At 40.6% G+C, this 24,625-nt stretch carries 21 protein-coding genes and 2 pseudogenes; 9 read left to right on the plus strand and 14 right to left on the minus strand.

Annotation, left to right across the window (positions count from 1 at the left end; translation table 11 throughout):
- The first annotated feature begins 199 nt into the window (after positions 1-199).
- From JMW85_RS05100 to JMW85_RS05125, 6 genes are all read left to right on the plus strand, one after another.
- A complete protein-coding gene (locus JMW85_RS05100; RefSeq protein WP_227681672.1) occupies positions 200-490 on the plus strand; it encodes a helix-turn-helix transcriptional regulator in 291 nt (96 codons plus the stop codon).
- Between the two features lie 3 nt (positions 491-493).
- Positions 494-730, plus strand: coding sequence for a helix-turn-helix domain-containing protein (locus JMW85_RS05105; RefSeq protein ID WP_201581111.1), 237 nt, complete (start codon positions 494-496; stop codon positions 728-730).
- Positions 727-987 carry a hypothetical protein gene (locus JMW85_RS05110; protein WP_201581112.1) on the plus strand — a complete coding sequence of 87 codons (261 nt, stop codon included), beginning with the start codon at positions 727-729 and terminating at the stop codon, positions 985-987. Before JMW85_RS05105 ends, JMW85_RS05110 begins: the two co-directional genes overlap by 4 nt.
- Positions 980-1,513 (plus strand): hypothetical protein, encoded by a 534-nt coding sequence (locus tag JMW85_RS05115; RefSeq protein ID WP_201581113.1) that lies wholly within the window; start codon positions 980-982, stop codon positions 1,511-1,513. Before JMW85_RS05110 ends, JMW85_RS05115 begins: the two co-directional genes overlap by 8 nt.
- Positions 1,506-2,105, plus strand: coding sequence for a hypothetical protein (locus tag JMW85_RS05120; RefSeq protein WP_201581114.1), 600 nt, complete (start codon positions 1,506-1,508; stop codon positions 2,103-2,105). The genes JMW85_RS05115 and JMW85_RS05120 overlap by 8 nt, the downstream gene beginning before the upstream one ends.
- Before the next feature lie 106 nt (positions 2,106-2,211).
- Positions 2,212-4,752, plus strand: coding sequence for a DUF927 domain-containing protein (locus JMW85_RS05125; protein WP_201581115.1), 2,541 nt, complete (start codon positions 2,212-2,214; stop codon positions 4,750-4,752).
- A 2,204-nt stretch (positions 4,753-6,956) separates the two neighbouring features.
- Here the strand turns inward: JMW85_RS05125 and JMW85_RS14520 are convergent.
- The 6 genes and pseudogenes from JMW85_RS14520 to JMW85_RS05155 all read right to left on the minus strand — a co-directional run.
- Positions 6,957-7,089, minus strand: a pseudogene (locus tag JMW85_RS14520) (DapH/DapD/GlmU-related protein); the annotation flags it as partial.
- A gap of 832 nt (positions 7,090-7,921) precedes the next feature.
- Positions 7,922-8,308: a hypothetical protein gene (locus JMW85_RS05135; protein WP_201581117.1), complete on the minus strand. Its 387-nt coding sequence runs from the start codon at positions 8,306-8,308 to the stop codon at positions 7,922-7,924.
- Between the two features lie 30 nt (positions 8,309-8,338).
- Positions 8,339-9,502 (minus strand): annotated as a pseudogene (locus tag JMW85_RS05140) (IS3 family transposase).
- Positions 9,503-9,523: 21 nt separating this feature from the next.
- On the minus strand, positions 9,524-9,748 hold the full coding sequence (locus JMW85_RS05145) for a hypothetical protein (protein WP_201581118.1): 225 nt from the start codon (positions 9,746-9,748) through the stop codon (positions 9,524-9,526).
- Positions 9,749-9,782: 34 nt separating this feature from the next.
- Positions 9,783-11,021 carry an SH3 domain-containing protein gene (locus JMW85_RS05150; RefSeq protein ID WP_201581119.1) on the minus strand — a complete coding sequence of 413 codons (1,239 nt, stop codon included), beginning with the start codon at positions 11,019-11,021 and terminating at the stop codon, positions 9,783-9,785.
- The gene (locus JMW85_RS05155) at positions 11,022-12,053 is read right to left on the minus strand and encodes a DUF5675 family protein (RefSeq protein WP_201581120.1); all 1,032 of its coding nucleotides are present in this window, start codon (positions 12,051-12,053) and stop codon (positions 11,022-11,024) included.
- Positions 12,054-12,431: 378 nt separating this feature from the next.
- Between JMW85_RS05155 and JMW85_RS14605 the strand changes: the two genes are divergently transcribed.
- Complete coding sequence (locus JMW85_RS14605; protein WP_201581121.1) at positions 12,432-12,866, plus strand: hypothetical protein; 435 nt, start codon at positions 12,432-12,434, stop codon at positions 12,864-12,866.
- 779 nt (positions 12,867-13,645) lie between these two features.
- On the opposite strand, the gene JMW85_RS05170 is transcribed toward JMW85_RS14605, so the two are convergent.
- The 8 genes from JMW85_RS05170 to JMW85_RS05205 form a co-directional block, all read right to left on the minus strand.
- Positions 13,646-14,131: a hypothetical protein gene (locus JMW85_RS05170; RefSeq protein WP_201581122.1), complete on the minus strand. Its 486-nt coding sequence runs from the start codon at positions 14,129-14,131 to the stop codon at positions 13,646-13,648.
- Positions 14,132-14,800 (minus strand): hypothetical protein, encoded by a 669-nt coding sequence (locus JMW85_RS05175; RefSeq protein ID WP_201581123.1) that lies wholly within the window; start codon positions 14,798-14,800, stop codon positions 14,132-14,134.
- A 63-nt stretch (positions 14,801-14,863) separates the two neighbouring features.
- Positions 14,864-15,979, minus strand: a complete 1,116-nt coding sequence (locus JMW85_RS05180) for a DUF2931 family protein (protein ID WP_192529624.1) — start codon at positions 15,977-15,979, stop codon at positions 14,864-14,866.
- Between the two features lie 124 nt (positions 15,980-16,103).
- Positions 16,104-16,505: a hypothetical protein gene (locus JMW85_RS05185; RefSeq protein ID WP_201581124.1), complete on the minus strand. Its 402-nt coding sequence runs from the start codon at positions 16,503-16,505 to the stop codon at positions 16,104-16,106.
- Positions 16,506-16,526: 21 nt separating this feature from the next.
- Positions 16,527-16,667 carry a hypothetical protein gene (locus tag JMW85_RS05190; protein WP_192529626.1) on the minus strand — a complete coding sequence of 47 codons (141 nt, stop codon included), beginning with the start codon at positions 16,665-16,667 and terminating at the stop codon, positions 16,527-16,529.
- A 198-nt stretch (positions 16,668-16,865) separates the two neighbouring features.
- Positions 16,866-17,915, minus strand: coding sequence for a DUF2931 family protein (locus JMW85_RS05195; RefSeq protein WP_192529627.1), 1,050 nt, complete (start codon positions 17,913-17,915; stop codon positions 16,866-16,868).
- Between the two features lie 167 nt (positions 17,916-18,082).
- Positions 18,083-20,263 (minus strand): T6SS phospholipase effector Tle1-like catalytic domain-containing protein, encoded by a 2,181-nt coding sequence (locus tag JMW85_RS05200; RefSeq protein ID WP_201581125.1) that lies wholly within the window; start codon positions 20,261-20,263, stop codon positions 18,083-18,085.
- Positions 20,263-23,151, minus strand: a complete 2,889-nt coding sequence (locus JMW85_RS05205; protein WP_201581126.1) for a contractile injection system protein, VgrG/Pvc8 family — start codon at positions 23,149-23,151, stop codon at positions 20,263-20,265. Before JMW85_RS05205 ends, JMW85_RS05200 begins: the two co-directional genes overlap by 1 nt.
- A gap of 216 nt (positions 23,152-23,367) precedes the next feature.
- Between JMW85_RS05205 and JMW85_RS05210 the strand changes: the two genes are divergently transcribed.
- Positions 23,368-23,814, plus strand: a complete 447-nt coding sequence (locus JMW85_RS05210) for a hypothetical protein (RefSeq protein ID WP_201581127.1) — start codon at positions 23,368-23,370, stop codon at positions 23,812-23,814.
- Between the two features lie 19 nt (positions 23,815-23,833).
- Positions 23,834-24,613, plus strand: a complete 780-nt coding sequence (locus JMW85_RS05215) for a hypothetical protein (RefSeq protein WP_201581128.1) — start codon at positions 23,834-23,836, stop codon at positions 24,611-24,613.
- Positions 24,614-24,625: the final 12 nt, after the last annotated feature.

Consider the following 24,625-nt stretch of genomic DNA (forward strand, 5'->3'; position numbering starts at 1 on the left):
GCAGACAAAGCGATGATGAAAAGCAAAAAGTAAATATTGACCTTTTATTCAAAAAACAATTACCTATCACGGAATAAACACCCCGTTAAATACCTTTTACAGCCCGTAAGCCCTCTATTTAGAGGGTTTTTTGTTGTCTATTCTATCCATATCGCAGAACAACGCAGCGATACAAATCATACGATATGGAGCAGTTAAGATGACACACCCAACGAAAAACACCCCAGTAATTCCTTTTACTGATAACACCTCGAACGATACCGAACCAACCACCGCAAACAGTCCAGTTATGCAACTGCCTACTACTGGCATGGGCAGAGCTAAGGACATTTTGCCGTTCTTACCCTTTAGCAAAACCACCTTGTTTGAATGGAGTAAGGACGGGCGGTTCGTAGCACCCGTTAAGCTATCCCCTACCATGACCGCGTGGAGTTATGCAGCGGTTCACGAATGGATCAACAAACACACCTCAACTACTAGCGAGGTGTAGATCATGCAAACACGGCAACCCAAAAAAAGCTATAAGCAGATTATCCATAATCACCTGCTGGCAGGTAATAGCCTATCCACTTATGAAGCTTTTGATCTATGGCAAATAACATGCTTTTTACAGCGTGTCAGTGAGTTAAGAGATCAAGGCGTAACTATTCAAGACGAATGGGTAAAGAATAACGGCAAACCCTTTAAACGCTATTGGATAGACCAGCCAGCTAATGAGGTGCAATCATGAACCAGTCAAACGACAGATTATTGCAAATAGCAGATACGTTAGAGCATATCAACGAGCAGCTAATCTTATTATCAATTGACACCGAACATTACGCTATGGCATTGCAAGCCGTGCAGACAGATGACCCCGTATCACAAGGCGTTATTCAAGCCGTCATTGCTGCATTGTTTAGGGACTCACTATTTGCAACAGATGCAAGCGAACAGATGGACAGTGTTCTATCAATGCCTGAAATGGAGGTAACGCGCCATGAGTAACCATAACGCTAAACACAATCTAAAGACTCACTACGGGGCGCACAGTCGCACACAGCCACACAAACGTAGCTTACTACTTAGATTTACTATCTTTATGGCATGGGTGGCAGGTATTGGCTTGCTACTGTCATTGGTAGCTTGCCAGCCAGTCAATGCAAAACCGATTGCAACCAATACCAACAATGGTTACTATATAGACATCTCAAATCTTATTAGCGACTTGCCAAGTCGTAAACCTTTGGCTTTTTTTGTGCCTGATAATAGCCCAGCCTCTCAAGCTGTCACTATCTATTCAAGCACCGCCCTAAGAGCGCATTTAAGCGCATCAAGGGGGCAAACCATCATATCTATAGCAAATCATTTGCTAACCGACTATGACGGGTTGACGCTGCAAAATAAAATAGCCGTAAGGCGAATATGCGGGGCGGTTTCTAATAAGACCGAGAGTAAGACCCGTCACCCTATACTTTTACCGTATAGCGTGGCATTCACTCAAAACTTATTAGGAGTTATCCATCATGGGTAAATCAATCAGCACAACCTCAAACACTCAAACCACTGCAACACCAGCCATATTCAAGGCAGGTGATAGCGTTCTATGCCCGTCATTGAGCCTTAAACCGTTTGTGCTCATCAATGACCCATACGGCAAGCGTAAGCTATTGGCACTTACTCACGATGGCAGCCATTGCTACTACGACAAGCAAGGCTATTTTGTCCCAGCAAGTGATAAAGAAACAGGCGATTATCAGCCGTCACTATTTCACGACACGCCAGCCAACCGCCAAGCAATAGCCACGCTATACAGTGGCAGCCAATCAAGCCAACGCACAGTAATAGACATAACCGAAGCAGACGATGACGAAGTTATTGTTATGTCGTCTTTTGAGTTATCAGATATTGCTTGTGACATTGAAAGTGCTGCTACTGTCATAAGTGACATTGGCAAGCTATTAGCACTCATTCACTATGAGAAAATAGACACTAACACCGCTATATCAATGGCGCGATTGACGCACGATACCACTGCAACGTGGGACGACTTATTACAAAGACAGGTAACATCAATCAAAGAAACCCTAGCAATGACCAGTTACGGCAAGGAGGGCAGCCAGTGAGAACCTACCCACCAAAACAAAGCCGTAAGCACGCAAAGCGCAAAAGCTACTACAAGAAGTACAGAGAGCAGCGCAAGCCGAACCACACGCAGGCAAGGGGGAACAGATGACCACCACACCACAAACAGCCACCCATGAAAAAGCCCGTGCATTTAGCACAGGCTTTACAGTGGTAATCAATAGTTTTGATGCAGCCACACGGCAAGGGCTGGCAGATGATCCTACTTTGACAAAGCTAATCGAGCTATCACCGCCTAACAGCTTGTTAAGTATTACGGATAATCTTACTACAGATGACGCGCAAATAGTAGAAACCGCTGGCACGATAGCTCTACGTTTGACCGATAAAAAAGGCGATATAGTAGGCGCGGTATTCTACACACCAAACAGCAAAGCAAAGCCCATTGTCATTGATCCTACAGGGTATGGCGCTATCGTCATTGGTGAGCCAAACAAAGCCAATGAAGTGATAGCACTGAATGACCTTGATAGCGGTATTGATGTTTATATGCACCTGATGGGCATTGATAAAACGATCATCATTAGCCCCCAAAAAACTAGGCAGTGTTTTAAAAAGATGGTGCAGCACTGGAGCAGCGATTCACTTGTTACCGTACCGATGACACTTGATGACAAGGGCTTGATAAACCTATTGGCAGGTGTGAGGGCGCAAGCATTGGTTACTGTGGCTCATATCGTCACCATGCTACAACATGACAGCTATGAAGCGATACTGGCAGACAGTGACACCCAGCTAATCAATTTACAAGAGTCTGCCTACTATCCTGAATGGCGCGATGATCCCCAGCTGAATGAACCAATGATCTACAGTGATGGGCGTTTTGAGCTTTATCACGATGGGCTGTTTTTCGTGAAATACAATGATGATGAGCCAGCAAACATTACTTTCAAGTCTAAGGCGTTTGTCTGTTCACCGCTTGAAGTTATCGCTAAGACACGGGACACAAGCAGCGGTACATGGGGGCGGTTATTGCAGTGGCGCGATGATGATGGTGTATTGCATACATGGTCAATGCCGTTATCATTACTGCAAGGTGATGCCCGTGAGTATCGTAAAGAGCTTGCCAGTCAAGGATTAAACATTACCCCCAATGGCAAACAGCGCAGTTACTTAGACAGCTATATTCAAAACTACCCTATTCACAAACGGGCGTTATGCGTGGATAAGTTGGGCTGGCATGATAAGCAATATATATTACCTGACAGAGCCATAGGCAGCGATGGTAAGCAGCTTATTGTCTATCAGTCTGCAAACAGCATTAACAGCACCCTAACCCAGCAAGGAGAGCTAGCACAGTGGCGCGATAACTTATGCAAACCACTTGCCGAACAAAGCCGTTTTGTTTTCTCTATTGCTTGCGCGTTTGCAGGTCAATTACTGGAGTTATTAGAGTATGACGGAGGCGGTTTTCACCTCTTAGGCTCATCAAGTATGGGTAAGTCATTATCGCTTAAATTGGCTGCTAGTGTATGGGGCAAACCTGACAAGTATGTTAAGACATGGCGCAGCACTGACAACGCATTAGAGGGCACAGCCAGCGAGTATAACGACAGCTTTTTACCCCTCGATGAAATCAGCGAATGTGATCCCAAAATAGTCGGTAAAACCGTTTACATGCTGGCTAATGGTCAAGGTAAAGGGCGTAGCACCACCACGGGACACAATCGCATAGCCAAAACATGGCGCATTATCTTTTTGTCTAATGGTGAGGAGTCGCTACAAAACTTCATGGCACAAGCAGGGCAAAAAACCAATGCAGGTATTGAGGTTCGAGTGGCGCACATAGATGCTGATGCTGGCAAAGGGTTAAAGACCTTTGACAGTTTGGTACTGGCAAAAACAAGCGAAGCCCAAGCCGATACGATCAACGAGTTATCACACGCTTACTATGGATCAGCTGGCATTGCATGGCTAGAACATATCACCAGTGACAAGGCAGCGACCACCGCCAACGCTGGGCAGCTTGTCAGTAGCTTTATGAGTCAGTACAGCGACCTAGTAGGACAAGCGCATAGAGTGGCTAAACGGTTCGCTATCGTGAGCGCAGCTGGTGAGATAGCAACACAGGCAGGTATAACAGGGTGGCAAGCAGGACAAGCAACGACAGCCGTGATGACATGCTTGGATAATTGGCTTGATAACTACGGGCGTGATGGTGAACATGAGCAGCGCCAAATTATAGATCATATTAAGGCGTTTATTGAACAGCACGGATCAAGTCGTTTTCAGCCTTGCCACATTCACACATACCAAGACTTTGAACCCAAGATAATCAACCGCGTTGGCTATCACAATTACGACACAGGGGAATATTACTTCTCTACCAGTACCTTTGATGAAGTGTGTGCACCATTTAACAAAAGCAAAGTCCTACAAATATTAGATGAAGCTCATTTGTTGAACGTGACTGAGAATGACCGTAAAACATGCAAAGTCCCTTTACCATTCAAAAAGAACCGTACGCGTGTTTATGCGGTCAAAAGTGAGATACTAAGTTGTGAAACTACTAAAAGCACTGGGACAGCTGGGACAACTGGGACAACCCATACACCGCAAGGTCTAGAACCTGTCCCAAGCGTTAAAACACCACTGGGACAGCTGGGACAAAATAGCTCAATTTGTTAATCTGTCCCAAGTGTCCCAAAGGCTAAAAAAGGGCTGGGACAGCTGAAAGCCAGTAATTACGGGCGTTGTCCCACTGTCCCAAGTGTCCCAAGCAAAAAAGTAGATGCAGACAAAAATAATCAAAGGTGGGCGTTTAGCGTCTGCCTTTTTTTGTGCCTGATGTTTATCATGTGGTCAGTTTGAGCACTGGCAGCATGTTAAGTTATGTTAAGGTTTAAAACTGTATGGAGAAGATCACCACAAAGCCAAACAGTGCAATTACTTTTACCACGTTTTACCGATCACCAGCCCCCAATGGGGTAACTATTAGCGTGATACCTTACTACCATTAGCCCACAGCGTCATAGTACCAAAAAAACAGGATAGAGCCGTAAAACAAAAGATATGAGCAATCTTGCGCGTATTGAGCGTGGTTTAAGTTAACTATTTAAATACGGATTGCCAAAAAGTGAATGGGGCGCAAACACTTACCCGTTATGGGCTGCAAGGTGATTTTAGGGCTAAATTATAGTAGGGCTGTAACAGGTCAAAGATAACCCCAAAGGTGGGTATATTGACCATAGTTTACCTTTACTTAGCGATACGAGAGCGCAAAACACGAATGGCAGTAATAACTGCCCAAAGCATTGCTATCATCAACACATAGCGTTATAGCGCCATTAAAATAGCATAGAGCTGCAAAGGTAAATTGATGCGTCCATTCTTGGACGTATTAAGCATGATTTAGGTTTACCAGTGTTTACGGATCACTAAAACACGAATGAAGCGCAAACGCTTGCTAGTTATAGGCTAAGAGGTGATTTTAGCGCCAAATTAACAAGGGGCTGTAAACCTAATTTGATGCGCTCAATTTTGAGCTTATTTTATGGTAGCGTGTAACTTTTCGGACAACGTAGGCGATCACTGCCAAGCCCTTTTTATGGTGTAAAGAAACCCTAAGGTTTCCCCTAGGTTTTTGGACATCGTAGAACCTGACAAAACCCAAATACGAAGTAGTGAACCTGTCAAAACCGTACATTCAAAATCAATTTGCACTGCCTTGCATGTTGTTAAAAGTTAACATTTAATGCGCGTACTACCCCAAGATCACCACAAGGCTAGAACCTGTCAAAACCTGTTATTGAGAACCTAAACCCTCATAGTAGAACCTTATAGAACCTTACATTGAAAACCAAATCACACACAGCGCAATGCTGGCTTAATTCTTGCCGTTGCCTAGTTTTCGGAGTCCATAAAAGGAGCAATTTACGGACATCATAAGCAGGGTTAAAAATGAGTTGTTGGACACGTTAGGAGGACTTTATGGAACAGTACGCACACGCGCGAAGCAAGCACCAATTACAGGGGTTTTTGGACTCCATAAAAAGAGCGACTTTTTTGAGTCCATAAAAAGGGGTAGTTTTGCGAGTCCATAAAAAGAGAATGAAATAAGTAAGCTAAGATAGAACAAAACAAACTTGCCTAATGATTTAGATAACCATCATGCCCCCACCAGCCACCAGCCACCAGCCACCAGCCACCAGCCACCAGCCACCAGCCACCAGCCACCAAGCAGACATTGAGTCACTACCCATATTTAAGCATTAAAGCCTACCGTAACGGCTACACAGTAAAGAAGCCCACAGCGTAGCAATGAGCTATCAATATAAGGGCAAGGCATACAGATATAACATCGAGCTATCAAGGACTCAATGCAATTATGGCGGTTATCGGTACTGGTAGGCGTGCCCATCGCGTATCAAGTGTGTAGGTATGCGCTACTGTGCAGGGGTTTACGTTTGTAGGCATTACATACATGGGAGCGCACTATCACATACAGCCGTGACAGCGACCTGATGCACGTATGAAAGCAATAAGAAAGCGTTTAAGTTGGCAGAATGGCACGTATCAACTTAAACCCAAAGGAATTCAGCAATTAACAAATGAACGGCTATAAAAGTAATTATCTAAAGTTACATTATTTTGAAATAAGTAAAGTAATTTCAATTAATAGATTTCTCGTTAAATAAAAATTTATAGGGTATGAATATATCTTATGTAATTTTTTTCAAAATTTCGAGGTAGGGCAGCAGCTTTTTCGATAAATTCTTCCAGACTATCAGAGGGACTCAAATCTCTAATTTGAGAAGGTTCAATATCCCACCATTCACTAACCAAAAGTTTATCAATAATCTCTTCAGAAAACCTGTATCTTAATATTTTAGCTGGACTACCTACGACTATTGCATAAGGAGGTATATCTTTAGTCACTAGAGAGTTAGCACCTATAACAGCTCCTTGGCCTATTTTAACTCCTTTTTTTACTAATACGTTATCTCCAATCCATACATCATCACCTATAATAAGATGTATTTGAGCATTAGGGTAATTGGGGATTGTACATTCCAAAGTTTTATTTGAGATAATATCTACTTTAGATAGGGTCTTGTCTTGAAATAAAGGATGTGTAGTAAAATTATCTAGCCTATGTTCTGATAAACCTAACTTTACATCTTTACCAATACTACAGTATCTTCCTATTAATATGTTCCCACGAATAATTCCAGAACCCATATAAGTGGAAAAACCAATGAAAATACTATTATAAAACTCTGTATTTCCTACACTGACGTGCCCCTCAGTATGTAATCTGGCAGTTTTAGCAAACTTACAATTAGTAAAAATAGGCTTTTTCAAATTTAATCCTTTATATTTTTTCGTGCAGTAAGTATATTTTGAAAGATAATCTACTACCGGAATGAGTTTTTTGAAGGCTTCGAAGTACAAAGTGCATTAGAAGAAAGAGTGCTAGTCACTTGATATCATTATTTTTTCAAAATTAAAGCGATTATATGAACGATGTAACCAATTCTGAACTATGAGCTAGAAATAAATTTACTAACAAATAAAATTATTGCTAAAATCTATCTATAGTTAAGATTTACGTATAAATTGTAATTTTAGACTACAATGACAGTAATTATCAAGATAATAAATTTAAATACTGAAAACGATTGTTGGTATTATGGTTGGTATCGTCTTATTTAAAATTATATATATTTATATAAATCAATGCTTTACGGTTATAGTTTAGTTTCCGCCATCTCCACCAAATATTAAAAATCCGATCACTTAATGTGGTCGGATTTTTTTTTGGTTTAATTTTAAATGTAGATAGTTGAAATAAAAGTTAAAAGGGACAATCAACTGATTCTTCATTAGCAAAAAAAGTTATTTCGTAATTATAAGTATTATTGACGCAAATCTGTGCATCATTAACAGTATCAAATTGCTCGGCTGTTACAATGATAGCCATTGTAAAATCGATCACTTGCTGTGGCGATCTCAAATCTTTAGTTAAGTCATTAGAAGTAAAATGAATCTTAGCGATGTGGTTCTCAATTTTCACTGTAAAATTTTCATTGCCGAAATTACTAGACTCAAACCCTAGTTTTTTCTCTTCTGGTGTTAAACCGTTCAAGTATTCTTGAATAGTGTTCTTTAGTGGTGAATCTTTATCTACATGTCGAATAACATAGACATAGTCATCTATATTTGGGTTGACCCCTGCCGTCAAATCCGTACAGTTAAACTTGGGAGATTTTAATTACGCAGCCTGACAATAAAAGTCAAACCACACCTGTCTTGGCGTTTATAGCCCAAGCCCTTTTGAATCCTAGTCTGATTATAATACAACTCAATATAGCCAATGATATCGCTGATCGCTACAAACCTTGTTTTATAGTCTTGGTGATACACCAGCTCATTCTTTAATGTGCCCCAGAAGCTTTCTATCGGAGCGTTGTCAAAGCAATTACCTTTACCACTCATTGAGCCTTTAAAATGATGCTGATTGATGATTTTGTGATAGGCATGACTGCAATACTGGCTGCCTCTGTCAGAGTGCACAATCAATCCTTGGCTTGGACGTTTATTTTTGATTGCCATATTGAGTGCACGGCATACTAGATCAGCGGTCATACGTTTGTTAATGGCATAGCCGACCAGCTCTTTGGTGTATAAGTCTTTAACGCCTGCCAAGTACAGCCAGCCCTCATTTGTCCAGATATAGGTGATGTCACTGACCCACGCTTGGTTAGGGCGACTGGCATGAAACTTCTGATCCAGTACGTTTGGATAGACCAGCTTATTGTGATTAGAGTCTGTCGTAATTTTAAAGCGCTTGTGGCGACGGCATTTGATGCCATGTTCCTCTTTAATGCTTCTAACCATGTATAGGCTAATGTCATGGCCTTGCTCGGTGAGCGTTGCATGCAAACGCTCATAACCATAACGTTCTTTACTTTCACTGTGAGCGGCTTTAACTAGTAGCTCACAATGGTTGCGGTGTATCTGCTGCTCGCTGATATCGCGACTACTCCAGTCGTAATAACTTGATGGTTTGACGCTTAACACATAGCACATAGTGGTGATGCTAAATATCTGCTGATTGTCTTTAATAAAGGCGTACCTGACTAGCTGTGCTTGGCGAAGTACGCCGTCGCCTTTTTAATATCTCTCGCTCCTCTTCGGCAACTTTAAGCTGTCGTTTGAGGCGCTTGTTATCTTCTAGAACAGCTATAAGCTGTGGATCATACTGCTCAGTGCCTACAAGCTTGCCTTGATTAGCTTTGTTGTTCCAATTCGATAAGGTTTGCATGGCGATGCCAAGCTGCTTTGCAGTTGCTGAAATATTGCCGTTGTTGTCTGTGATCTTTTTAACAGCTTCGGCTTTAAATTCGTTACTGTAGGTTCTTATTTTCTTGGTCATGGTAAACTCCGATTAATACGCTTAGTTTACCAAGTTTATCTCTACGGTTTCTTCAGCATAGCTCACTTCCATATACAGAACGATATTTCTCTTAGCGTTAATGTCGCTGTTAACGTTATCCACTTTAGCCGTGGTTATCGTTCCTTCATTGCTTGGTTGATGTTCTGAAGAAGTTGATTGTGCATTACAAGCAACGATAGAGATTGGGGTTATTAGTAAAAGGAGTGTTTTCAGCGTATTTTTCATTTAATTTGCTCTTACTAGAAATTCAAAAAAATTGCTACAACCACTCACAATCATCATTGTAAGATGAAAACAAATATCCATTATCTTTGCAATTAAACGTTTGGTTCATCTCATTCGATTCAGAGTTAAAAAAGCTTATTATATTTTTAATCACCTTAAAATCATCTGACTGAATGTCATAGGAAAAGCTCACAAACCTTTTACCATACTTGTTATCGTAGCAAGACATATATTCAATAGTAAACTTACCTGAGCTTGTACTGATATCTTCCAAACCGTCCATCATGCAGCCATTGATTGGATCCTTAAACATTAACGTGTTTTGTTGCCACAAATGACTTTTCCCGTTGACCGTTCGATATACGGAAATTTCAAGATCAAAGTTTCTATCGTCTTGTTCTTTAGGCTTTGCAACGCTTATGACATCGCTATCACCGTCCATATCTAAGTCAGCTTCTTTTTCTAAAATGACATTAGTAGGGTTATCACTAGATTGTAACTTGTCTATGGCTGAATCAACTGCATTTAAATTACTTACATGAACGTAACCAACATTGGACTTGTTATGAACAAAAAGCCAATCGCCTTCTATCCATAAAGCAGTAGCTTTACTACCATTATTAAACTTACCTACACGTTTAGAATTAGAGCTAGGTAATTCTCTAATATTAGTATTGCCATCTTTATCTGCTACGATATAGCTTGTATTAAGTATGCGAGGCGACATTGCTTGATAGAGCCCATAAAAATTTTCAATAAATACTTCAAAAGACTGTGAGTTATTTGTCTTGAGGTAATATAGCTCGCTGGGAAATTCATCGTTCCAAATAACGTTACCAAAGTAAAATTTTGCAAAGCGTTTAAGTTCATCATTATTCAGATTGTCACTAATAATTATCAATAAGTTAGGATTATTAATGATTGTTTTTTGCATGTTGTGTTTGAACTGAGAAATTAAATCAACGTCCCATTCAATATTAGCGCCTATGCTTGCAAACGAGTGAGTTAACTCACTAGTAGAGTAATCAGAAATACTATCGAAAAAATTATTAATCATGTCTATTTTTTCTTCATCACCATACTGATTGGTATCAAGAAATAGCCTAAATTCATGAGCGTCTTTAAAATGTAATGGGATATCAGATACTGATTGTTTTGGTGTAGTAATGCTACCGTCTGCATCCTTAGTCTCAGGTTTATTTGTATTACCCGTACTGTCACAGGATACTAAGGCGAGGGTAGTTACTAATAATACAGATGTAAATGCTTTCATTTAATAGCTCTCAGTTATTTTAACTCGAATTTTAGTAAGGTTAGAATTCTCGAATAGTTTATAAAAAGCAAATACAGTATTGGTGCTATTACCCACAAAGTCTTTACCCTTTGAGCTTCCTAGTAAAATACAGCCGTCGGTATCCTTTGGGTAATTTCCAATATGTATTAATATATACCTGTCAGCAGGAACATCATCATTGAAAAGAACAAAAGCTTTCCCCAAAGAACGATTTAGCTTTGTTTCATGCCATTTCACTTTATAAACTCCTGTAGGAACTCTTTTGCGCATATTCCTAGTAGTAGTATCAGGACCTGGTCTTTCTAGTACAAAGCCGTCGAAGTTATAATTTGGAATGGAAAGGGTGCCTACTGTTGATTGGGAGTTTTGACTAGTTCTATTAATAATTATCTCAACCGTAGAGCCCTCTAATGATGAAGTAGAAGGTTGTATTTTTTGACATTCATTAACTCGGAACACCTTTAAGCATTTTTTAAAGTGATCTATTCTATCTTTTCGAGATGGAGTATTTTCATTAACAATATCAACCGTCTCTTCAAAATTTGATACTGTCGGGCCTTTATTAGCAATCTTATAAATTTTATTGTTATACCAGTAAGCCATAGAAGCCACTGTTCCCTCTTCAATATCATTTATATTGATAGCAGTAATTTCTCTATTAAAGTCTGGAACTCTTTCTCTAATAGCTACATTTATTGGATCATATTTGTCTCTTCCAGTAATCTGTATAATTCCTCTACCTCTATACTTCCATCCATCACCAGACTCTACGTTCCCATTACCTAAGCGGTTTGCATACGCGATATTTGCTATCATCTCTTGGTTTGCAGGTTTTCCATTATATCTTCCATAAATTTTAGATAAAGATTCATTACCCCTAAAAGCTTTAAATGGGCTTTTCAAAAGTTTTTTGCCATTACTCGTAATAGTTGCAGTTCTATACAGATTTTCCCAACTATAATTTAAACTTTCTCCATTTTTTATATTAAATTTATTTCCGACTTCTTCCATTATGTGAGCAAAGAAAAAGCTTTATTTAAACAGTTATCCATCAGAAAATTTGAATTTACACTATTAAAGGCATCAATACATATCTTTAATTTTTTCGCTGTATCAGGGTCCTGTGAAAATATAAAATGCAGCTCATCAAGAGTCAGTGTTTGACATCTTGGGCAACCATCCGTGGTCACATCAACCTTCGGCGTTCCAGTCTGACCTCTATCTTCACTTGCTTGTGTTTTAATAGGATTTGATGGTTGCTTAGATTGTGATGAATTAGCAGAGTCAGAGTTATCTGATTCTTCATTGTTCTTTCTTTGGGTGGGCTTACTTGGAAAAGAACGAGGACTATCTGCTGATTCTCCCTCTTTAGTACCACTAACGGCATCATTGAAATCTTCAAACCCTTCTTTAAGACTGTCAGCTGCTTCTTTAAGGGCTTCTTGCGCTCTATCGATCAGTCCTTTTTCTTCATTATTAGGGCTATTAGAATTAGAGTTACTAGATGAATTTGGAGGAGTCGAGGGCTTCGCTGTCGGTTCAGCAGTAGAAGGGCGGGCTGAACTAATATCACGCAGCTTAATCGTCTGCCCAGATTTTAGTTTCTTAGGGTCTGTTATGCCATTGAGTCGTTTTAAATCTGCAACCGATACCCCACTTCTTGCTGATATACCTGAAAGGGTTTCATTTTTTCCTACGGTATGTTCATTTTTTAGTGATAAGTCACCATCTTTAGAACTATTTTGGGGACTTGAATCTGTGGAGGTTTTTTGCCTTGCTTTTGTGGGTGGTAATTTTAAAAAGTCCTTTGGTCGTATGTTGTAAGGCTCTTTTAAATTATTAAGTTGGGCTATTTGCTGCCACTTTACTCCATATATTTTGGCAATAGAGGATAAAGTTTCTTCAGCTTCAACTTCGTGAGTTTTTCAAAATAGTCTCCTGCAGACCCTTCGAACATTTTAAGTTTAAATTTGTGCTTTGCAAAAGGAGCTTGCGCTTCGAATGTCATTTCCTAATAGGTACGATAAGGTCTTTTATGATACTTACCATTGAACCATTACGAGGATCTTTTATAGATACATTAACGAGTGTACCTGCTGGTCTGGTTATCCATACCGTATATCCTCCAGCTATAGACGTTCCTGAACAAGCGGTTCGTCCATTTATCGTTACTATATGGTACAAGTCTTCCAGTGGCACTTTATACAAATCTACAAACTTTATTCTGAATTTTATAATTTTAGTATTACTCACGCATTAGACTCCTGCGAGTTCTTTATAGAAAATTAATTAGTAAATCTATAGTGGATAAATTTTTTAAATCAGTAGCACTACTATCAGATTATTAATAGTAAATCCACTGACTATCTACTTTATCACCGTCAATGGTTGTCAAGTAATAGTAAGTTGGTACTGAGGTATTGACCGTGATGAAGTAGTAGTTTTTATTATTATGAATAGCTACTTGATTAATATACATGGAATACTCTTTAGGCTCGTATTCGTCCACACAAGCAACATTGTCGTACTGATCAATAGAACAGTCGACGTTTCGATTTTCAGAAATTCTAGAAGGAATACTATCTACTATTTTTTTTAAATGCTTATCTGTTTATAGGTATAAATTTGCTATTTTTATATTTGTCATTCAATGCAATAATATTTGAGTCATTAGTGATATCTTTGATTAGAATACAAGCTCTTTTTCTTGTTAATAATATATTTCGATCACTATTTGCAATGTTTGATGTCTCTCTTAGATCATAGGTTATTAGATCGTTACAATTGCTGATTTCAATCTTTCGGTCTAAATAATCAATATCTTTGAATTTGCCATCAATGAACTTGTCAATAAAAGTTAATTTATTATCTTTTTTTATTGGTTTTATGAATCCTGCAGTAAGTTCATTAATATTATAAATAGGAGTGTTTTCGATTGAATTGCCACTATCTAAATTTGAAGACAAAGAATCTTCTATGCTTGTAAAAGTATTAGGAATAGGCTCAATACTATCAGGTTGTATTTTCATACATCCTGATCCAAAAGCTAGTACAAACGATGAGGCAACCAAAATTAAAAAAGGTTTCATTTACTGTCTCAATTTCTGTTGTTGATCGGCTAGCAATAAAAGCTCTCTTACGTGCACATTTCTAGAATTACGAAGTTGTGGTCTATTTGATTCAGTAGCAGCAGATGCGAAATCTTTATTCTTAAGATGTCTATTAAAACTAGGAAATTTCGAAATACCTGTGCTAGATATCCCTAAGTTATAAGCCATATCTAAAATAGCTTCTTGAGCTGGGACTGGATAATTATCAAACTCTGAAAATGCTTCTCGAGCAGAATCGAGATTACCCTGAATATGAGCGAGTGTTATTGCTTTTGCATCTTCTTCTGTCATACGAATTGTTGTCAAAGATTCAAAATAAGATGCTCGATTATTGTTTCTACCCTGAACCAAATTGTAAACTGTACGCCACGCTTGTTTTATTTGAGCATCGGTTGCTGATAAATTCCCGAAATAAAAAGAATATTTTGTCGCTTCATCCGCAGACGATAGCATTTTGCCATAGCCTACGGTTACAAGGCTCTTAGGTTCAGCACTATCAAGATACATGTGATTGTAGAAGCCTTCCTCTTTTATAATTGCTTCAAAGACTTTGTTTAAGTCTAGTTCGCCAGTCTGCTCTAAAGCTAAATTCTCCACCCCTTCCTTTTCAGAAATATACGATACGCCCCAGCTTGATCTTAGCGTCATATGAATAACAGAAATAAAAAAGCACCTCTAAAAATAAGAAGTGCTTTTATCTTTAGATCAAATTTATTTGAACCATTTATATTCATCCTCTTTTAGTAGACGATAAAAACTACCATGTAAGGGTACATTTTGCTTGGTGACACCATCAACGGTTAGGTAAGCAACCAGCTTACCATCAACAATGTTGACCATTATTGCTGCAGGCTCTTTGTTTTCCGCAAAAAAAGTTTTAAAAATCTCAAACTGCTCGATATCGCCATCGGGCATTTCTTTTCCACTTGGGGAACTTTGGCTAAGGCGAATAATGGCTTGATACCGTTTGCCCTCATGTTTAAAGTATAGCCGATACCAAGCAGGCACTGCTTTTTCACTCTTGTATGTGGTTAAGTCTACTTCAGATCTTTTAACAAAGCTGTCTTCACCGTTGATTAAGAATTCTGTATAACCATATACATCAAGCGGTGTGGAGAGATACCAAGGGAATTTTTGGGTATTAAAGGTTTTCCATCTGCCAATAGGAAACATATCATTGGCTTTTTGTGCTTGGATCTCTTCTGGCTGATCCTCAACAAACCCTGCAAGATATTCTTCTTCACTCAAGCCTTCAGGGTTAAAATGATTGGCCTGTGCAAAATACTCCCACGGAATATCCACCTCTTCTGCTTGAAACTGTGCTACCTCTACAACTTCTGCCCAACCAAGACGTACGGAGACAAAACCACCAGGGGCAAGCGCCAACTGAATCTGCTTAAACCGTTCAGTATTTGGCGTGTCTTCGAAATCCATAGTGAGCTTGCGCTGAAACTGTCTTTCTATCTCTGCTTTGGGCAGTCTGGCTCTGACATGATAGTATTTGCCTTCTATGGGCGCCAGCCACGTGAGATTGATACCATCAGGAATGCGAGAGCCACCCGACGCATCCGCACCTGCTGTCCTCCAGCCGCCGCCTGCGTGCGCATAAAAACCGCGTCTTGAACCATCGTCATACATCCAAAATGATTCACCTGCTACTAGCTCAATAGGGTAGTAGCGGGGCGCAAAAATTGCTGTAGAAAACCCCATTTTATTCTCTTGCATAAATACTCCCTTTAATTCCTGAGCCACATCTTTGCCAGAAACAATGCAGGCCGTGAGCGATACAACGAGCAGTGATAATATGGCGAGCTTGGTACTTTTCATAACTGTGCCTTTATAAGTGCTATAGCATGACGCTGTCATTACGTATTCAAGTGGTACACTATATCTTTGTGATATCGCCATGATTTGATGATAAGTAAGACAGACGGTCTCATTGTCTTAACAACTATCTATCCGCTGGTACACTAGGTACACCATTTTTGCAATCAAATTTATAAGTACTTATAGGCAAGTTATATTTTTTCCAATAGCGACGCAGCTGCGGCGTGGTCAGCTCGTTTCCTTGACAGTCTTTAGGTAGTAGGGGCGTATCTCCATCACAGGTAAAATACAATGTGCCTTCAGGCAAGTTATTATCTTCCCAGTATTCTTCTGCTGATCTTTCGGGTAGGGGCGAGAAAAGAAGCTTGTCTGTTGCTGAATTGATCTGTGTGGTGCATCTTCCTACTGCATTGCCAGAGTCATCTTCTAAATACTCTTGCTTATACATAAACTGCCCAGCTAAATCGATACAGGAAGTGAGGCCTAACATGCTGACTAAAAGTAATGATAGATAGAGTGATTTCATGAGCGTATCCTTTGTGCTTATCTAACCAGAAATGACGGTACGATAAAACTGATTGGTTGCTGGATTGATCCTAGGTAGGCTGACTGAAACGACTTGCTCACTAACGCTTTGTGTGACTTTACTTGACCATTGCAAGTATCTATTGAGCATTGTATTTTTCAAACTATAATCCCTTACAGTAAAATAAATTAATACTTATGGGCTATTATTGATAATCCTATCAAAAATATATTTTGTTTTATATTTAACTGATGATATTGTCTTTTAGACAAAGCCGCTACTAAAAAAGCACTTCTCAATAGCAAGAAGTGCTTTTTTGCATTCAACAATCATTCAATAGCATCATTAAGTAGTAAAATATTATTTATCAGAATCAAACCACTTCAATATTCCGACATTAGTTTCTTTAGTGAAAACTTGAGTAATAGTGAGGTATTGTTTTATGTAGCCGTCAGTTAGATAAGCGCGGATTTTATTGGCTTCGTCTTCAATGACCAGTGTTATTGCTGTTGATAACTGATTTGAGCTAAAGAAATCTTCAAACTCTTGATATATGACAAGATCATCATCTGGCTGTTCTGCTTTGCCTTGTTTTTGCTCGGTGAATTTGATAGTGAGGCTATAAAATATGCCTGATTTCTTATACTCTAAACGCAGCCATGCCGGTACATACTCTTGCGGGATACCCCCATTTTTTTGTATCTCTTCTTTAGTGTAGAATTGCGAATTACCGTTTATCGACCATATTTTGCAAGCTTCCATCTCTATCTGAGTCGTTAGATACCAATTAAATTTGTCTGAATAATTCTTCCAGCGTGTCAGCGGAAATGTGTCCTCTTTGACCATGGCTTTGATATTGTCAGGTAGCTTTTTATAATGGTCATCCATAAACTCAGCCTCAGGATACGTCTCTGGTGCAAAGTGATGGGTAAGCGCGAAGAAATCCCATGACATTTGTATTTCTCGAGCTTGAAAATTAGCGATTTCAGTCACACTTATACCTCCTAGACGCAGGCTAATATAGCCACCAGGAGCTAGTGCGAAATCAATCGTCGTATATTGAGCTGTTTTTGATCGATCATAAAGCTCAACCTCAAAGCGCTTTGCAAACTCAGCAAGCATTAGATCTCTAGGTAGCGTGATTCTGGCTTGATAGTACTTTTTTTCAGTGGTGGAGAGCCAAGTGAGCTGTACACCTAAGGGAAGCTTCACTAGAGCAGGTGGTGAACCGCCTGATGCCAATACGCCTGTACTACGCCAACCACCACCAGTATCTGCCGAAAAGCCTAGACCTTGTCCGGCTTCTTCGGTGTAATACCAAAAACACTCCCCCGAAATAAGCCACACACCGAAGTGACGAGGCGCGAAGATATGGGTAGACCATTTAACAGGGATTTCGTTGTCAAACACAGGGCTATCCTTTAAAGTGTTGGTTGGTAAATATGCCGACTATGATAGTGCTGACGATTTTCATAATGTTATTCCTGTTGGTTAACCTTGAATGACGTAGCGGAATTTTTTTCGTATTGTCCGTAAAGATAACAACAGGCGTTGAATTAGAAAATAGCCTTATTATCCTATGACAGCAAATCGCCGCTTAAAGGAACAGAAGTAACCTTGCCATTATTGCAAGTAAACCTTATATTTCCATTATTCAAATTGAACTTTGATCTAAATCCTTCAACACCACCAGATTGCTTGGCAATAAGGTTGCCTTGACAGTCAGTGACTTTACTGGCTTCATAAGCCTTGCCATCTTTACAGACAAAATCAGTAGTCCCTTTTGGTAAATTATTAGCTTGCCAAAATCTCTCGGCTCCCGATGGTTTACTACTAATATTCAAGAAATAGCCGTTACAATCGGCTACTATTCCTTGGGCATCTGACAGGTATCCGGTACTCCCTGATAGATAGCTACTATTCCAGTTTTGAAGAGTATCGCAGGCGGTGAGAGAGAGAAGGCAGATACTTGCTAGGATAGTACTAATGATTTTCATAATGTTGCTCCTGTTGGTTAACCTTGAATGACATAGCGGAAAAACATTTTCCCTATTGTCTATATTAGGGACACTCACATGTGGAAAGCCACTGTTATTACTACTAACATGTAGATAGCGGTTTTTGATGGTCAAGTTGGTAACGTGCAACTGATGGGGGTTGCCATCGGCTTTGTGCATGTTTTTATCCATATAGTCTTTTTTACCGTTTAATGCTAGCGCTTGCGTTTTTAACTCTTTAAAGGTAGAGGATAGCTCTGCTGGCACAGTATACATCTTTAGCTTATTAGAGAGATAAAAGTCGGCAGAGTATTTTTTGATAAAGGTTAGCATTAGATGAGTAGGTACTTTTGGATAGTCTGGGGAGACTTGTTTTCTATCGACAATGAGTTGATTCTTATCACCTGTACAGCGGATAAAAAGCTCTGTCTTAGCGTCTGCTACTGGTTTTAGTCCAACAGCTTCATGCTCTGCTTGTTTTCTTTTGACTTTACAGGTATCAACCTCACACGTTGGCCCAATACATTGATATTCTGCTTTGCCTGTGTTGTCCGCCCAGCCCTCTGCTTTTAACGCTTGTAATATAATATCGAAGTCCGCGTATTGTTGTGCGCTAAAGGACTGACTTTGATATTCAAGAACTTTTGGAGTAAAGATTTTCCAAAAGCTACTCATCTCGGTGTCTCTGTTAGGGTCAGGCTCAATGTCTCTATAACGAGTAGGTTCTTTTCTTGTTTCTCTAAAAGAGCCAAATTTGGGAATTTCATGACGGTCTTTGCTGAGGACAACTTGTTCGTCATCATTACGACCACTCACATACCACTCTTCAACATTCTTTTTAACTTCACCTAAAGTGCTAAGGCCATCGCCGATGTCAGTATGACAGCCAGGAATAGCGAACTCTAGTCCGACGCCAGCTCGTACGGACTGTCCGATACTGGTCAGATTGAATTTCTGACGGTACTCGTCACCAGCGACGATATGCACGACTTTAGTTCCATCTATTTCTTTAAAATTTAGCTCTTGGCCTTCCTCTTCTACATCGTCATCATGGTTGGTGCCGATAGAAGACACCGTATCAAATAAACCCACAAAGTCAAAGACTACATCATATTTTGTCAGTTCAACGAACTTTTTAACTTCTGGAGTGCCTCTATCTGTAAAGATACGCTTGCAAAACATGCGAGCGGTTGCTGCCCCTCGGCTAAAGCCATAGACATTGAATACCAGCTGTTGGGGATTATAGCCTTGACCAACATAAGACGCTAAAGCCGTCTGTACATGTTCTAACATACGCTCAAGCTTCGCCTTAGCACCAGTACTTCCCATTCCTAACCCTGAACCTATGCCGTTATCAGCATGATATTCCCATCCTGGTATGGGTGCCGATGCATCGTCTGATTCTGTTCTGGTTTCGATACCTGAGCCGTCGGTATATAGGTTGATAACGTGTGGTCTATCGCTATCGGCCGCTCTATGTAACTGATCTACTACGCTTGGCGCTCGGGCAAAGCTGAGCGATGAGCCAACCATAGGCTCTGGGTTATACCTTTCATCCATTCTATCTTTTAGCTTTTTTACCTGCTTTGGCGCAATTTCGTTATATAGGTCTGAGTTTTCTTTACTATTCCATGTACCATCAAAGAAAATATTAAATGTCAGGTTAGCGATGGTAAGATCTACAGATGAGTTCTCTTCTGGATTGGTTAGATCGTCTTCGCCGTTTATTGGTTCGTCTTTTTGAGTACTATAGCCCCTCATTATTTATCATCCTCATAACTACTACCACGCCTATCTGGATATACCTTTAGCTTGACTTTGCTAGCGCCGCTAAAGATACGATCCGTCTGACCTTTTTCGTCTGTGCGACCATAGAATATCTTACCAAGATCATCAACGATCTTATATCGGAAGCCTTGAACAGGATCGCCATTTTGATCACGAATGACAAACATCTCATCATGAGGGTCTTGATAATCAAGTATGCCGTGTTTTGCTTTTGCCCCCGCAACCATCTCTTTCTTCACCGCTTTAATCTTAACCGTGCCCGGGCAGACCAGCTTAATACCACTGTCATCGATGGTAATAGAAGCCCCAGCTGACGTTTGCAGCTTAATCCGCTTCGGACTCGACACATTCACCTGTCCCGACTCACTACCAATCGTCATACCTCGCTGGCTGTGCAATTGCAACTCACCGCCCTGTGCCTGAATACCAATTGGCTCTCTATTGGCGCTGATATGTAAGCCTGATAGATCGACTTGACCGCCAACCCCTGAGAGCGAATCAATCGTATTGGCCGTCAGCGTATAATTGCCTGCTACCACATCCGACTGGGTACTGCCTGATTGCCTAACGATAGTCTTAGCCGTCCATAGGGTATTATTTGCTGACGCTAAGATACTATCTTTGATTACTAGCAGTACATCCGCTGCGCCAAGTACTTCGGTATCTAGCGTCTCATCAATGATTTGCGCCGTACTTTTAAACCCTTCTATCGACGCTCGGGCATTACTGAGCGCTTCGGTCGATTGTAGATGCGCCTGCTTAGCCTCCGCTAACGTCTCACTCAGCTCAGCGCCTAGCTTAAGCTGTTGCTGTCCTGCATCATTGACCCACGCAGACTCATGTTCTGACTGGCTGTGTCTGATATCAAAGGTAGAGAGTAGCACACCCGTATCACCAGTGATTTGTAGCCCATGATCGGTGGCAACATTGATGCCTTGACCACTGTCATTTGATTGATGATTACTAAAGCGATGGCGTAGTGTACCCAATGCAACGATATGCTCATCAGGGGCAAAGGTGGTGCTAGGAGTGATGGTTGGTATTTCAGCATTGGCACGTGATCCTGTATTCACCGACCACTGCATTCCTATCTGGTTGGGCGTATCATCAAAGCTTAGGGTCACTTCAGAATCAGACGTCAGCCCATATTGAGCAATACCAGAGATCCAACCACTGTGAGTATCATCTTCACTAATTTGCGAATGACCTAAACCACCACCATGCCAACGAGGAGAAGATCCGCCTTGTAAGTTATGTCGATTAGATAAGCCTGCATCACGAGTGGTGATGTCTTTGTTATCGACATCGCCCATACCGATACCGTCATAAAGCGATCTGCTAATCACAGGACTGTCTATATCACCATACCAATGGTTAAGCAGTACCGACTGCCCAAGCCTTGGCGCAAACTGCCAACCATGAGTGCTACCCGATGACAGCTGCAATGAGCGCAGTGGCGGGGTAGTGCCGTCATCGTGAGGGCTGATACCTGACCAAACAGGCGTGGTGATGGTTTGTTGTAGATTGTCAGTGCTGACACTTGAGTCATAGCTGGGGGAGGCTGATAAACCTGTGTCACCAGTACGTGCTTGGGTGAGACCCGTGTAAGTGCTACTGGCAAAGGACAAAGAACTGGGATAAGGGCAATAAGGAATAGCTGCGTCAAGTAACGTCGCTGATACCCAAACCCCAGTATCGCGGGCGGTGTCAAAGCCATGATCGGGTATTGAAAAGTGACTGTGATTCATTGCATGACAGTGCATATGCTGAGCAGTGCGCTGTAACCACTGTTTGATAAATATTTGATGATGGTATGAAACGCTATCGTTGTCAGGCTCAATACCGATTAAGGTAACCGCGATACAATGCGTCGATAAGCTTCCAATAGAGGGTAGGTTGTTAATACTCACTGGGCTACCGACACTTAGACCACGCAGGGCACCAGTCGCTTGATAAGTTTCGCGCTGACAGTGATTGGCAGATATCCATTGCTGTGCAAGATGAGCGGCGGCATCATTGCTGTGCACGCGAGAAGGCGCACCAATTAATACCGTCGTGTCATCTATCGCAAGCGGCGACTCATCTACCGCTTGACCTTCATAAATGGTATCAGCCGCTAAGCCATCTGCTCGTACTATTACCCTATCACTGCCAAGTTGCTGCGACCTCATTTGTAGCGTATGGACACTATCCTGACCTGACTGTACGGATGACTGGGCATAGCTGTAGTGAAGTGGTAATCGCTCGCCTGTGTCTAAACCATCAACCAACCACCACGTGCCAAGCTCATCGACGCAATTCCCTGACACCCATAAAGTCGATATACCAATATCAGCAAGCAGTCCAGTAACAAATTCATAGTCGCTGACATCCGACTGTATACGCATGGATAAAGGTGCCGATAAACGTGCGGATGATTCATCATCTGATGACAAAAGAGACTCAGATATTTGCCAATTTAAATCGTAATCACTAAGGATGAGGGTAATAATATCGAGCGTCGATTGATTGATAAAACTGCGGGTATGTATCGACTGTGCCAACTGCCAATCGGGGCTAACAACTTCTAAAGTATAAAAGTGCATCGCGCCATCAGATTGCTGATAACGGATGCTTCGTATCAGCCCAGTACGACAGCTAGCGGTACGATCAGCGGAAAACGTGGTTAAGCATATCGGAGTATTGATTAATGATAAACAAGCGTTCGATTCGATAAAATTATAACTAAACACTAGTATGTCAATATTATCAGATTGATTAATGCCGCTTGCACCGCAAAACGCAACAGGGTAAAAGGTGTTTATCGTTGAATTATCAGTATGAACGGTAATATTATGTAGACGATTGGTCTTAGAAGGCATAAGAAGGGTACCGTTACTGCTTATTTTATACCAAGAAAATGGCTTGAATGGGTGGCTTACTAAATTATTTATTAAGAAAAGTATAGAGTTTATTGAAATATTGTCAAGTATATGTATAATCAACCTCATTGATTTTTTATGATTAATGAACTTTAGTTATATTTATTTCTTTTAAAAAATCTATCCTTTTATATTTTTAGTGATGATACTGTTGTTATGAATCCTATTTATCGTACTAAACTTGCCACCGCAGGTCTGCTATCAGTCTTACTTAGCGCTTCTTTATTGACAGCGGGTTGTGGCACCACTGCTCAGAAAAATGTACAAACCACGGTCAGCAAACCAATAGTGAAGCAGTTGAGTGAGCCTTCGCTTGCCTATTTGTCAAACGGCAATCAACTTAGCAGTGAAGCGTGGATGACTATTGCCAAAAATAACTACGAAGCAAAACGCTATGCACGGGCATTGAGAGCGGCTAATGAAGCTCTAAGCGTTGATAATGAAAGACTTGATGCACGTCAGCTTGCCATGCTCTCAGCAGTTAAAGTAATGGAAAGTAATATTGATGCTTATCACGATAATAGTTTGATGAATAGTGGTGATAAGGCGACACTGAATGAAACACTCACCAATATCACTACTTTAGTTAACGCGTCTAATTAAAATAATTTTGAGCAGGCACATGTATTTATCTCACACCAATAATGGCGAGCACCGACTTACAATGACCAGTATCAGAAGCAATATTAGAGTCAGTTTTACGCTATCCAAAGCGTTTTTGGCAGGTCTATTCATTATGGGTTCAGCAATGACTACCGCCCATAGTGAGCTTGTCATACAAGAAAAAGACCCCGGTTCTAGCATCATAAATCAATTTTCAGCACTCAAAAATGCTGATGCAAAATCACCGCAACTGCATCAACTGGTCACGGATTTGAATCAAAGAGTATCTCGTAATCCTAATGACTCGCTAGCATGGGAGATTTTGGCGCAGATTTATTCTAACAATGGCTATCATGCTTATGCTGTTTACGCAGCCAGTGAAGCCATTGATCTGGGTCAAAGCACTGCTAAGCTAAAAAAGATACTACTCAATAGCAGCGCTATCGTCTCCCAAAGCCAACTGCAATCAGATTATCTCACTGATGAAGTGGATGCAGCGTTTTTGAAGGAGTATCAGTACGCTTTAAGTAAAATATATGGTGATATCTATGGTTTCAATTACGACGAATCTTTGCCGAAACCACCAGCGCCAGTCGTCAAGCCTAGAAGCGGTAGATCAGGTACTAAATCAAAACCTCAGCCCCAGGTGTCTGTAAAAAAAGCATCGAAGCCTATGAAAAAACCAGCCGTAAAAAAACCGCCACGACCACCAAAAGTTAAGCCTGTTACTAAACCTTCACCTACCAAAAAAAGTAACGCCAAATCGACTGATCCATTCAGTATATTGCGTTCAAACTAGACATTGCTGAGG

Origin of the sequence: Psychrobacter glacincola, from assembly GCF_904846075.1 — a bacterium.
GTDB lineage: Bacteria > Pseudomonadota > Gammaproteobacteria > Pseudomonadales > Moraxellaceae > Psychrobacter > Psychrobacter glacincola_C.